6 protein-coding genes are annotated in these 13,975 nt (G+C 38.5%); 1 reads left to right on the top strand and 5 read right to left on the bottom strand.

Features of this window, described 5'->3' with window-relative positions; all coding sequences use genetic code 11:
• Positions 1-2: 2 nt before the first annotated feature.
• The 4 genes from B3Z75_RS07225 to B3Z75_RS07210 form a co-directional block, all read right to left on the bottom strand.
• A complete protein-coding gene (locus B3Z75_RS07225; protein ID WP_294069240.1) occupies positions 3-1,652 on the bottom strand; it encodes a RagB/SusD family nutrient uptake outer membrane protein in 1,650 nt (549 codons plus the stop codon).
• Positions 1,653-1,808: 156 nt separating this feature from the next.
• Positions 1,809-4,940 carry a SusC/RagA family TonB-linked outer membrane protein gene (locus B3Z75_RS07220; protein ID WP_286850369.1) on the bottom strand — a complete coding sequence of 1,044 codons (3,132 nt, stop codon included), beginning with the start codon at positions 4,938-4,940 and terminating at the stop codon, positions 1,809-1,811.
• A 347-nt stretch (positions 4,941-5,287) separates the two neighbouring features.
• Positions 5,288-7,066, bottom strand: coding sequence for a glycoside hydrolase family 88/105 protein (locus B3Z75_RS07215; RefSeq protein WP_286850372.1), 1,779 nt, complete (start codon positions 7,064-7,066; stop codon positions 5,288-5,290).
• Positions 7,067-7,068: 2 nt separating this feature from the next.
• Positions 7,069-8,496 (bottom strand): polysaccharide lyase 11, encoded by a 1,428-nt coding sequence (locus B3Z75_RS07210; RefSeq protein ID WP_294069233.1) that lies wholly within the window; start codon positions 8,494-8,496, stop codon positions 7,069-7,071.
• Between the two features lie 273 nt (positions 8,497-8,769).
• Between B3Z75_RS07210 and B3Z75_RS07205 the strand changes: the two genes are divergently transcribed.
• The gene (locus tag B3Z75_RS07205; protein WP_294069230.1) at positions 8,770-12,867 is read left to right on the top strand and encodes a hybrid sensor histidine kinase/response regulator transcription factor; all 4,098 of its coding nucleotides are present in this window, start codon (positions 8,770-8,772) and stop codon (positions 12,865-12,867) included.
• A 94-nt stretch (positions 12,868-12,961) separates the two neighbouring features.
• On the opposite strand, the gene B3Z75_RS07200 is transcribed toward B3Z75_RS07205, so the two are convergent.
• Positions 12,962-13,960, bottom strand: a complete 999-nt coding sequence (locus B3Z75_RS07200; RefSeq protein WP_294069227.1) for a malate dehydrogenase — start codon at positions 13,958-13,960, stop codon at positions 12,962-12,964.
• Positions 13,961-13,975: the final 15 nt, after the last annotated feature.

Raw genomic sequence — 13,975 nt, 5'->3', positions numbered from 1 at the left:
CGTTAGTTCCAATTTGGAGTATGTAAGTCATTAAGAAGATTCGGATTTTCTTTTAAATCCCAATTGGGTATCGGGTGATACAGATTTTTTTGATCCACAATCTTAACCCCTGGCACAAAAGGAACGACAATATTAAAATAATCACCACCTGTATTTTGATCACCCTGTTTTGGAACATCGCTCACAAAGGATGGATTGATGATTGTCAATGATTCAACATTTTCAAGAGAGTTCCTAAATTGGCTGTAACTGTTCATCTCTCTTATATAAGTTCCGGTCCGGCGTAAGTCATATAAACGATTCCCTGCCTCATGAGCAAATTCAAAACGTCTTTCCAGTAAAATTGAATCCTGCATAGCTTCTTTGGAAAGTCCCGCCATTAACGGATTCAATCCGGCACGTGCTCTCACCAAATCAACATATTGTTTTGCCTCGGCTACGGTTCCTCTTGCATTCCTGCATTCTGCCTTAATTAATAAGGCATCGGCAAAACGTAATAATACATAGTTTGCACCGCCGACGCTTTGGTTTGCCGAGACAATATCAAATCCTTTACGAATCGAAGGACCGGTAGAAATACGAGCAATGGTGGCAAATTGATATAGCCATTTATATCTTTTATCTTTATATTGGTTGAAAGACATTACCAATTCTTCGGTAGGTACATAGTTATGATATCCCGTTGTTTCTCCGACTGCATCCTGTCCATTTATTAATTTCATTTCCGCAGGTGCCATTTCCCTGTGTAGTGTATTCTCAAACCCGGATATTGCCTGAGCTTCCATTTCCCAAAGAACTTCTTTACATCGATTGGGTGTATTTTCCTTGTCTACATCAAATAAATCTCCGTAGTTTGGCAACAAATCGAACAGGTTTTTTTTGTTCATTAAATAATCCACAGCGCTTTCAGATTCACTATATTTTTTCTGGGCAAGATAGATTTTCGAAAGGAGTAATGCCCCGGCGCCTTTATTGATTGGCAGATAATATTCCAACCCTCCTGCCACATTTGTTTTTACTGTATCAGGCATTATATAATTTCCGTTTTTCACGGAATTGTCCTTTAAGTTTTGAAAAGCATATGTTGCATCACTTTCAATTAATGTATACACTTCACCAATTGAATTCCGAGCCGGCCTGATATTGCCGGCAGTAGTCAGGTAGGTTGGCGTAATGGGTACCTCCCCCCAAATTTGTACAAGCTGGAAATAGGCCCAGGCACGAATAAATTTGGCTTGTGCCATTATTTTTATCTTATTGGCTGCCGTAATTTGTGGCGAAGTCTCTAGTTTTTCTATTAAAATGTTCATCTGACTCACTACTGTATATAAACTTCCCCAAATATTCTGAACATGAACATTCTGATTGTCATAAGTTAACGAACTAAGACTTGTACGGGCTTGATCGTTTGTTGTAAAATATGTATCATCGGTTGTTAAATCTACAACGGAGATAAAATCTCTGCCAAAAACTGTATTTCGGACAGCAGCAATACCTCCGTATAAAAATTTCACGGCCTCTTCATCAGTTTTAACGTAATTGTCAAGATTGGTCTGATCCAAAACATCTTCCTTTAAAAAATCAGCGCAAGATGAAATAAGACCTATCAGAATTGTCGATAAAACCAGTTTGTAAAATATTCTTTTTTTCATACGATTATTTTTTTTCAATATGGTGTATGGCACTTTAGCGATTAACGAGAGCAGAGTAAATTTATTTACTTTGCCGATTGTAGTAAAAGTCTAACTTTAGTGAACTCGCTTTAATCATATATGTGAACAATTATCACGCTTGTTGCGTGACAGTAATTAAAAGTTTACATTCATTGTGAAAGTATAGGATTTGAATGCCGGATATGCACTTCGGTCAACTCCTATCCGACTGTTAGAAGAACCTTCCGTACTTGACATTTCAGGATCCATTCCTGAATAGTTGGTAAACGTAAGAAGATTGGTTGCATTCAACCCCACTGACAAACCACTTAATTTAATTGCTTTTAGATACTTCACCGGAAACCGGTAAGATAAGCTAAGACTTTTTAGGCGTAAATAGGAGGCATCTTCCACATAATTGGAATTCATTGTAGATGTATAGGCTGTTTGTGAAGATACCGGTCCTTTTTTATTGTGAATTGGAATTGGGTACTTTCCATCGCTATATCCCGGATCACCTATAAGTGCATTCATATTCCGATATGAGTCCATTGCCATGCGGTACTGATTGTTGTTATTTGATTGAAATGTAAATAATTTTCCGCTGTTCCCATTATATACACTATTACCGAAAGCCCCATTGATGAAAACGGACAAATCAAATTGACCATACGTGAAAGTATTGGTAAGACCGAATGTTGTTCTTGGCATCGTGATGCCTAAAACAACCATATCGGCATCTGTAATGACCCCATCTCCGTTCGTATCCTGATACTTGGGCATACCGGGTATTGTTTTCAAACTTTTTGGATTTTCATAATAAACAACATCGTTATCATAGACTTCCTCCCAATTTTTATAAGTCGACACTTCATGACCGATCAATACATTCAGCGGTTGTCCCTTTTGTAGATATACAATATCAACTTTCATCATTCCATTTCCTCTGTAGAGGACAACTTTGTCATTATCTCCCAGGTCCACCACCTTGCTATCATTAAATCCGATGTTGAAATCGGTAACCCAATGGAATTTTCTCGAACTAATATTATGAGACGACAGTTCAATTTCTAATCCTTTATTATCTACACGTCCAATATTAGACATAATCGATGAATATCCGGTTGTAAGCGGTAAGCGATACTCGTACAATAAGTTTTTAGTAATCTTGTAATAAAGATCTACTCCTAATGTTATCCTATTTTGAAAGAATCCGAGATCCAAACCTGTATTATATTGATGCGTAGTTTCCCATTTAATATTTGAGTTCCCAATTTGATCAAGAACATTTCCAATTGATTCTGCACCCCCAATCAGGACTTTATTGTCATCTAACAGAGACATGGAAGTATATTGACTGATATCATCATTTCCCGATATTCCATAGGTTGCTCTTACCTTCATTCTTGAAAGCAAATCAGATTTTTTCAACCACTCTTCGTTTTTAATATTCCATGCTAGCGCTACAGAAGGGAAATAGCCGTATTTATTAGATGATCCAAACCGGGAAGAGCCATCACTTCGAAACGTGCCTGTAATAAAATAGCGGGAGTCAAAATCATACATAACACGTCCCAAAAAAGAGACTAAAGAGTACATGTTACTTCCGGAATTCATTACAGGGTTTAATAATCCTGCCCCTAAATTATTCCACAAATAATCATCGGTTTCAAATTTATTTACTTGCGCATAAAAATCCTCTCTTTTATTATGCTCAAAAGTAACACCAGCCAAAGCATTAAAATTATGTTTTTCATTAAATGTTTGAATATAATTCAATGTATTTTCGTTTAACCATCCATCACGGTTATAAGAAGTTCTTCTTGCTTTGTTGTTTTTATCAATATTTGCCGGAGATGATTGCGAATATCTTGGTTCGTACAGGTATCTCATTTCGTCTGAATATTGCCAGGCACCTCTTGTCATGAATGTCAGCTCAGGTAAAATCCTCCAATTTAATTGTCCGCTGATATCGAATTTAAATGGACGTTCATAATTAAGGATACTGATTGTTTTACCTGTAACGTCACCAACTGAGGTTAATTCACCCGTTTCCGAGTCGATGAAAAAACCATCTTGGAAATAAGAGCCGTCAGGAATACTCGTATTCGGTCTAACCCCGGCAGCCCTCACCATCGCTCCATTATCTCCCCCGCTAATTTTCTGATTTTTTGCACGGCTTGCAGAAGTATTAATCTGAAAGTCCACATCTCTATGTAACTTTAGATTGAATTTTCCTCTTACGCCAAATCGTGTGCTATGACTATTTTTCAACAGTCCCTTAACATCCTGCAAATTCGTGGAGATAAAGTATGTTGTATTATCAGACCCCCCGGAAATTTGCACATTATATTCGTTCCTATAGCCATTATCCACCAGCATAGCCATATAGTTTTGCCCAACACCTGCTTCACTTGGATAATTCTTATTCAATGAATTTACCCCCCTGCTCAGACGTCCAATATTGTCATAAAAAATAAACTGTTCCGCATTCATCATCGGCAGTAAATTTTTAGGCTCCGAAATTCCCATTTTAGCATCAACGGAAACTCTGGCTTTCCCTGTTTGGCCTTTCTTTGTTGTGATCATAACAACCCCATTGGCACCTCGTGAGCCATATATAGCTGTTGCAGATGCATCTTTCAAAATGTCCATTGACTCTATATCATTGACACTTAATGCAGAAAAAGCACTTTTATCAGATGGGATGTTATCTATTACAATCAGTGGTTCATTTCCACCGGATATAGAACTACTACCTCGAACTCTGATCGCAACATCCCCTCCCGGTTCTGCAGAAGTAGTCACTACATGTACTCCTGCAGCATTACCTTGTAAAATTTGCTCAGGAGATGTCAAAATTGATTTATTTATATCTTTTTGACTGATAGCAGCAACGGAACCGGTCAGGTCTTTCTTTCTTACAGTTCCGTAACCGATAACAACTAACTCGTCCAACGACTCTATTGCCGGAACAAGCTTAACATTTATAAGCGTTCTTCCGTTGGTATTTAATTGTAAAGTTTCATACCCAATCGCTGATAAAGTTAATTGAGAATTTGAAGGAATTCCCGATAAATTATAAACACCATTAATATCCGTCACAGTCCCTTTCTTTGTTCCAGACTCAATAATGTTCACACCTATAACGGTCTCTCCTGTTTCCGCATCTGTTACAGTTCCGGTCACACTGATAGTTTGTGCATTAACTGCAACTACCCCAAGTAATAAAATTAATATTCCCCAAAAACGTAAAAAGATTGGAGAACAATTTAATGAATACCTCATAACTTTTTGTTTTTTCTGGCAATTAAATAAAATATTCTTTCCCTATAAAAAGCATAGCAGCAATATACTGCTTAAACCTGTTTCAAAAGTATATCAAAAAGAGAAGTTTCAGTTTTGATTTTTTTTGAATTCTGTCGATTATTTAAATATTTTTCTTCTGACATCCTGTTTATGTTTGATTTTTGCTAAAAAAAGTCTGTTTTATCCCAAATTATACCTAAAATACACAATAGATAGTCACCCCATCCAATGAATGGTGAAGACCAGATGATCGTAAGACATATCGTTTAATCGCTGCGATTGTTATTATCTGTTATTTGTCGGCAGAAGAAGACTCGGAAGTTTTTTTAATGATTGCTCTTATAATATCGTTCCATTTCTATGCAAGCAAATATTAAAGGGAGCAGGCCGTGTGTATCACTTTGTATTAATGGAGTTCGCTCATAATCCATTGGGTCATCACTGAAATTAGTTCCCCCTTTAACACCGTTAAAGTCTCCATTCTCATCCACAAATGAACGCAATGCTTTCCATGCCGATTCAACTGTTGCTGAATACTTTTCTCTATCTAGCCAACCTTCATTAATACCCCGTGCAAGGCAAAGAGTAAATATTGCTGTCCCGGACGACTCCTTCACGGAATTATCCATATCAAGAACATTGTTCCATGTGCCATCTGAATTCTGACAAGCTACCAGAGCATCGATCTGTCTCTTGAATATACTCAATAACTGCCCGTATGACGTGTGGTTCTTGGGCAAAGCCATCAATACCTCTGAAGTTGCCCATAAGGCCCAGCCATTTCCACGTGACCAATACGGCGTCTTGAAATCAGGATTCTGTGGATAACAAGCCTGCATAAAAAGTCCGTCCTGCAAATTTTGAAGATAACTGCTGAAGATGATGACTTGTTTTGCTGCATCATTTAATAGTTGTCCCGAAAGTTTTTGGTCTGCAACAGTCTTTGCCGAATAGATAAGATAGGGAAGACCCATAAACATGTCATCTGCCCAAATCGATGGCTCGACAGTGTATGTACGTGCAAATACTCCATCAAAACGAAACTGTTTTTCTATCAGATATGAGAGAATACTATCAGAAAAAGTCTTATACTGTTCCTTTGCCGGAAAATCTCTTCCATAAGCCAACCGAGTGACAAAAGCCATGGCCGGGGCTGAAGTATAATCAAGCATAGGGCGCCCTGCAATTCCAAAATTCATAGACCGTACGGCATGTAATTCGCGGGTTTGATATTCTACCATTTGACGTGAGGATAAGACAAATTCACACCATTTATCGGCAAAATTCACATATTTTTCATCTCCGGTTTCATGAGATAATTTTTGCAAACCCCACATGAAACATCCCACATGGTAGCTCCAATCAAAGAATTTTCCACCATTCCTGTTACTGACAAGTAAGTTGGATCTGGGAATATTCCATGTGAATTTTCTATCACCTGAATGATAAAGTCTATAAAACACCAACTCTTCTTCGGGTTCAAGCACGGTATGAATATTACCATCAAAGGTGCCCAGGATTAACCAGTTAGCATCATGTATTTTTGGGGCATATCGACTTAAAGTACAACGGATACGCTTCCCCTTATCGGCATATCTCCCCAAATTCTTACTTTGCAGAAGCACCAACCAATCGCCGTGACCATCGTAATCCGACTTTATCAACACCTCATTCTCTCCTTTATGAAGATTGACAGTGAATTTATCAGGCAAAATATACGTTTTCTCATCAAACTCAACTTGAAAATCGGGATGATCTTCCCGGCTAAACACCAATTGTCCATTAATCCAAATTTTCAATGCCCCTGTGCGTCCCACCTCAATTTCCTCTACCTGGGCAATCTCCGATAACATGACTGTAACTGCATAGCTTACGCCTGGAATACAATCATTATTGTTATTCCCAAAGTTAATAAACTCGATATCAGCATATAGGGGCTGAAGTGTATATTCATATCCGAAATGCGTGTTATCTACCACTTTGTCCGCAACAAAAGATGCTAACTGAAGGGGAGTAAATCTTTCCAGATCTTGTTTTGTAACAGTTTGTGCGTTTACAATGTTAAAGAGAAACAACACAAACCATAAAATTACTGTTCCCTTCATCGCTAATAATTTAAGATTGGATAATTTCTATTATACCCTGTTGAACTGTGCCTGACATTATTCACATAAATGGGATCCGAAAATCTTTTTTTCATTTCTGTAGTTTCAGACCCATTACGATCAGCCCATATTTTAACAATTCCATTCGGATAGTAACACATGAGCTGTTCCCCCGGTAAATCAAGAATTTTATATTGTGATAAAACGCTCATTGATTCGCCAAAATCGAATAGGATATCTCCCGCATTATTATAGAGCGTTTGACCTATTAACAACTCATGAATTCCATCTCCATCCATATCCAGCAAAGAGCTTCTATCCGATTTATCACCCAATGGAAAAGGCACCGTGATCTCGATGCCGGAATCAGCATCATAAACCCATCTCTCAGGATCACCGCCGGATACCCGATTATATCTGCCCGCCATGGCTATACGCTCTCCATTTGAGCCTAAATTGCCGACCCATCCATAATGAAAATGTCCTTTCATTTCTTTAATTGCCCAAACCTGTTCGCCTCTTTGATTAAACATTACTGCACGAGGAAGCCTGCCATCATCCCCCTTTTCACGACAAGTGAAAAATGACCATTCCCTTTTCTTCTTCTGATAAATTGGCAATACAACATCTGAGTGATCATTCCAGGTATTACCATCCAACACAAAAAGTTCCTTACCAGTATCAAAAGAAATGCAACGCTCTCCATACATGAACTCTTCTTTTCCATCATGATCTATATCGATTATTGGCGTTGTGTGGCTGCCACGTGGACCATTAAAATCATCCGGATAATAGATCTCCCAGCGAGATGACATATCAGCGTTCCAGGCTTGTAACTTCATGTCGCGATAAGTGCCTTGCGTAGTTACCAAAACCGGCTCATCATTCACATAACCACCGATTAAGAAAAAACGCCATTTGTAACTGTTAGCTTGATTGTGAGTCGGAGCTTTCCAAGGCCAGCGTCCTGTCACTTCTCCGCTAAGAACATCTGCTCGTTCCAGCATATAGCCTTCGTATGCAAATGGTCTATCCGTGTTGATGTTGTTAACATAATAAATCTCATCTACTCCATCCTTATCCATGTCAAAAGGAAGAACGGGTATAAACCAAATGCCCGGTAATGCACCCGCCAATTCACGGCGCCACAGTTCTCTTCCTTCCAAATCGAAAACAGCAAGTTTTGGCCTGTTCTTTGGAAAAAAGAAACTTCCTTCATAAGGATCCAGATTCCGTTCTTCCGAGAATAACATTACAAATCCTTTTTTTCCGTCGCCTAAACTCAAAGGTGCAGAGCGGGCAAATTGCACAGGTATACCTAAGCTAAATTCTAAAGCGGTATAAATATCGCGTTTCGGGCTTTGCCCTTTTATAATTAAATTCGCAGAAAAGAATAAACAAATTAAAGAGAAAATGAACTTTGTTTTCATAGCTTTAAATATTTTTAATGAACATTCTTTTTGGAGAGACCAACTCTTTATTTCAAAATTATTGAAAATGATTGTCTTCGAACCTCATTTATTTCCCTAAATATGTTTAATATTTTCTGCCTAATAAAGAAAATAACCGGAGAATAGACATTTTTCATAAGCATGGTTGTTTGTGGGCATAAGATATAAAATCAATCCTAAACACACGTTAAAAAAAAACGAAATCACAAAAAAAAAATCTATATTTACACACACTAATTTTGGTGAAGTTTTATGCGACATTTCATCCGACATTCCATCATTCTACCCCTTTTTTTCTTTTGCAGCCACTTATCGGCAGAGGAAAACAATCTTTTTTTTGAAAAGGAGGAAGCTTTGAACTCACTCCTAAACTACTCTATTACTTCTATAACTCAAGATGACACCGGTTTTTTATGGCTTGGAACCGAATATGGATTAGCCCGGTTTGATGGTTATACGTACTTGTCATTTTATGCCAACGAAGAGAGCGATCTTTCACTTCCCGGCAATAATATAAAAAGAATCATTAAAACACAAAACGGTAACATCTGGATTGCCACTGATCAGGGTATAGCTTACATGGAATTACCGGGTGGTAAAGTTGTCAAACCGGACTATTGCTTACAGTTTAGCCATCTTCAAGTAAACACCATTAGTGAAGACACAGAAGGAAATCTATGGCTTGGAACTAATGATGGCGTTAAAGTAATCAATCCTGAACTGGAAATGGCAACCTCAATTTTGTTACCACTAAATGAAGATCAACATTCATTCAATGTGAATTTCATTGACATTGACAACGCGGGAAATATATGGATTGGTTCAAATTTTGGCTATTGCGCCATAAAAAAAATTTCTCCAACGCAATTATTCCGGTCACAAATAGTTGATATAAAGGTTTGGAAAGCAAAAAACAGACTCGGTTTTTTTTCAATCGATCCTTTCAACAAATTGTGGATAAATAGCGACAGCAGAAATTATGTTTATCACATCACAGACGATCGCCAACTGACTAACAAAACCAAAATAGATCCCGACATTGATGGGAAAAGCTTCATAATGTTAAGTGACAACCGTTATTTAATTGGCTCACGATGGCATGGAATCATTGAATTAATAGATAATGGCAAGAATAGGTTTGTTGCGAATTCACAATGGTGGATGAATTCAAAATCATCAACAGATTTAAGTAATAACATCAATGTGATTTTTGAAGATAGAGCGGGTAACATCTGGGCAGGTACTAAATATGGACTATATGTGCATAGAAAATCAGCTGTCACTCCCTTTCATAACATAAAAGCCAACGAACAAGGTTCGTACATGTTATCCCATAATGCCATTTCATCTATCATTCAAACAGATGATGACTTTCTTTGGATAGGTACATCTAATGGATTAAACCAACTAAAACTTGAAGATGGCAAAATTCCTGCCAATCCAAGTTTTAATTATTATTGCCCAACACATATGCAAGCTGAAATATCTCCTGATATAGCTATTCAATGCATCGAGGAAGACATAAATAATCAATTATGGGTAGGAACTAAACAGGGAGTATTGCTTTTCGATCCTCTAAATAAAACATTTAAAAGGAAAGACAATATGGAGCAGTTTTTCAGTCAAAACAACATCTCTCTGACAAAAACAATTTACCGTGATATGCAAAATAATATCTGGATGGGGTTCACCTACGGCGGACTTGTGGTTTATTCAGCCGCTAAGGATGAATGCATTCAGATTGAAAAATTTGCAAAAAATGACGTATGGAGCATTGCTAAAGATCAAGTCGGTAATATGTGGATTGGCACACGCAGTGGTTTATATCGATTTAATTCGAACATGCTGCTTTCACAAATATCGTCTAATACAAAAGAATATAAACATAAAACAGACGATCAACTGTCTATCCCTGCCAACTGGATAACGGCAATACACATTGCGAGTAATGGCGATATATGGGTTGGGACGTCTGAAGGTCTGTGTAAATATAGTCCAACCGGAGACAATTTTGATCGCATAGATCTGTCAGAAAACAACCATCCTCCTTATATATCAAGCATTGTTGAAGATTTGGCGGGAAGAATCTGGATAAGTACGACAGGCGGTCTATTTAGATATGAAAAAAATAATATCCAATATTTTGAATTGGCGGGGGGTAACTTTTCAAGCATTAACTACACGTTCGGTCATCTGTTAACCGAAAAAGGGGACATCTTATTTGGAGGAATATCCGGATTAACATACTTCAACCCGGATGAAATTGTACCCGATTCGACGAAACAATCTGTTTATTTTTCGCAATTACTTTTTCCCAACCGTAATTCTGCAAATAGAAACATTGACATTAACGAATTATCCAAGATCACCTTAACTCACAGTGAAAAGCAGTTTTCCGTTTGGTTCTCGACACTTAATTATGCATCTACTGCGAATACAAAATATAGCTATCGTATCCAAGAACTCTCGAATGAATGGATTTATTTAGACAAAGTGAATAATGTGTCATTTTCCAATCTCCCGAAAGGAAAATACACCCTCGAAATTCGTTCTACAGCTACATCAGGATTTTGGATGCCCCAGGCACGGAAGCTAAAGATTGTTGTACTACCTCCCTGGTGGAAAACTAGCTGGGCTTACATTGCTTATTTTATCATATTCATTCTTTTGCTCTACTTAATCTTTCAATGGCTTCGCACGAAAGAACACTTGCAGCGCATAAATGAGTTAAACATCTACAAACTAACTTTTTACACCAATCTATTGCATAGTTTTAAAGGGCCGCTGACTTTGATGCAAGCCCCACTTAACAATTTAATAAAGAATCACACAAAAATGAATTCCAGTGAAGTGGAAGAGATGCTTGGATTTTTACAACGAAATTCAAAACGATTGTCACACACATTGATGCAACTACTGGAATTTCGAAAAATAGATAGAGGTAAACTGATTTTACATCTGACAAACAACGATATCATCGCTTTATTACAAGACATATATCAATCATTCTCTGAGCTGGCTGAATCTAAAGAGATTAATTTTTCATTCACGACGAGTATAAAGTCTCAATTATTAACTTTTGATTTTGAAAAAATAGAAATTGTAATGTTTAACCTGCTATCCAATGCCTTCAAATTTACGGAGAAGGGAGGAGATGTTCATCTGAGTGCCGAGGTTTCTTCATCACACAAAGATTTTATAATATCTATTTGTGATACCGGGATTGGCATTGCACCTGAAAATCGGGAAAAAATATTCGAACGTTTTTGGCAGGTCTATAACGATAATCCAATGTTGGTTAGAGGCACAGGCATTGGTCTATCGTTAGCAAAAGATTTTGTAGAAGCTCATCACGGCAATATTAAAATAGAAAGCGAATTAGGCAAAGGTAGCTGTTTCACTGTAACTCTACCGGTAGATAACACATGCTTTACAGACCAACCCATTTCCACGCATGATAATTCTCAAATTAAAAAAGCCGAAAGAGTGGCGTATTATGTTGAAATTGAGAATGAAATTAGTGTTCAAGAAACAGAAGAACAAAAAGAGACCAAAGAACAACCGATTGTATTTATACTCGCTGAAAATAAAGAAACACTCAACTTTTTTTACGTTACGTTAAGTAAAGAGTTTCGTGTATATTTGTTTGAAACCGAAGACAAAATATGTAATAAAATCAAAGATCAAGTACCTGACCTAATCATCTCTGAAATTTTATTTCAGGGACAACAGACAGGCTTGGATTTTTGCAGGAGAATAAAAGCTGATATCAAAACAAGTCATATTCCTTATATTCTTTTAGCAGAAAACTCAAATGAAGATGAAAAACTTATTGCTTATAAAGCTGGCGCTGATGCATATATCGAGAAACCAATAGATATTAGTCTACTTTTGGTGAGAATTAATCATATATTGAAAATGCGTAATGATTTTATGGAAAAAACCCACAGAAATATCATTACAAATCCGCAAAATGTTAGCGCAATTTCACAAGATACAAAATTTCTACAGGACGTTATGGCTGTGATTGAAGAAAATATGGATGATGAACATTTTATGTTGGATGATTTCGCTTCCAGCATGAAGATGAGTCGTTCCAAATTAAATAGTAAAATGATAATGCTCACGCAACAAACTCCTATTGAATTCGTTCGCAAAGTAAGACTTAAAAGGGCTGCACAACTGCTCAAGTTGAATGCTTATTCTATAAGCGAGGTTAGCTACATGGTTGGAATTTCAGATCCCCGCTATTTTAGTACAATATTCAAAAAGCAGTATGGAGTCAGCCCTCTACAGTATACTCGACAGAAAACAAACTCCAGTAATATGGAAAATGATCAGGATTCTTGATCTTCCAAAAATACAAAAAACGATTCCTGTTAAAAAAAGCACAAAAAAAGCCATCTCATGATGAAATGGCTTTTTTTGAAATTAGCATCGTATGTTACAGGTTGGGGTTCACGCTGCTCCACTGATCTACTGCCGGGATAATTCCCATGGCGATCACTTCGTCGCGCAGCTTCACCAGGTGTCCGTAGCTCTGCTTGAGTTCTGCAATCTCGGCATCGGTGCCTTTCACTTCTCCGAAGGATACGCCGTTTTTGTCCAACGTGGTTTCCATCGCCATCATGATGTGCCCGAAGTCGGGGGTATTCACATAGCAACCCGAAGGCCAGCGGAAGGCGTCGCCGCCCATGGTGGCCCGGATCATCTCCACGGAGGTGTATGCAGGGCTCTGGAAAGAAGAACGGCCACGCAGCTTGATGATGTTGGCTCCTCCCTTGGTCACGCGCACTTTCAGATCGGCCCATGCCTCGCTGGTCAGCTTGTCGGTTCCGATCAGGTCGGTCAACGGCGTACCGTCTACCTTCGCCGTAGAGGCGAAAACAGCCATCTGCTCGCCATGTCCGCCATAAGTACGGGCACCGGTCACCTTGCCCTGATCCACACCGAAATGCTTTGCCAGCTCGCTTTGCAGACGGGTGCTGTCGAGCGCCGCCAGCGTGGTCACCTGCGAAGGCTTCAGCCCTGAATAAATCAGCGCCACCAATCCGGTAATGTCGGCCGGGTTGAAGATGATGGTCAGATGCTGCAGGTCGGGGCAGTACGATCTGATATCCTTGCCAAGCTGTGCGGCAATCTCGGCATTGCCCTTCAGCAGATCCTCGCGGGTCATACCATCCTTGCGGGGTGCACCACCTGATGAGATCATGTACTTTGTGCCGGTGAAGGCCTCTTTCACGTCAGTAGAAAAGGTGAAGTTCACGCCTTCAAAACCGCAGTGACGCATCTCTTCCACCACACCTTCCAGACCCTGGGCAAACGGGTCGTAAAGACAGATATTGGGGGTTAAACGCATCATGGCAGCTGTCTGTGCCATGTTGGAACCGATCATACCGGCAGCTCCTACAATTGTTAATTTGTCGTTCGTTAAAAAACTCATAATTTGTTGTATTTG

Source organism: Proteiniphilum sp. UBA1028, assembly GCF_002316955.1.
In the GTDB taxonomy this organism is placed as follows: domain Bacteria; phylum Bacteroidota; class Bacteroidia; order Bacteroidales; family Dysgonomonadaceae; genus Proteiniphilum.
This window is presented reverse-complemented; position numbering and strand designations above follow the sequence as displayed.

Bases quoted from the DNA above. Each gene is read 5' to 3' on its own strand.
- B3Z75_RS07225 (WP_294069240.1), bottom strand. From the start codon at position 1,652: ATGAAAAAAAGAATATTTTACAAACTGGTTTTATCGACAATTCTGATA.
- B3Z75_RS07220 (WP_286850369.1), bottom strand. From the start codon at position 4,940: ATGAGGTATTCATTAAATTGTTCTCCAATCTTTTTACGTTTTTGGGGA.
- B3Z75_RS07215 (WP_286850372.1), bottom strand. From the start codon at position 7,066: ATGAAGGGAACAGTAATTTTATGGTTTGTGTTGTTTCTCTTTAACATT.
- B3Z75_RS07210 (WP_294069233.1), bottom strand. From the start codon at position 8,496: ATGAAAACAAAGTTCATTTTCTCTTTAATTTGTTTATTCTTTTCTGCG.
- B3Z75_RS07205 (WP_294069230.1), top strand. From the start codon at position 8,770: ATGCGACATTTCATCCGACATTCCATCATTCTACCCCTTTTTTTCTTT.
- B3Z75_RS07200 (WP_294069227.1), bottom strand. From the start codon at position 13,960: ATGAGTTTTTTAACGAACGACAAATTAACAATTGTAGGAGCTGCCGGT.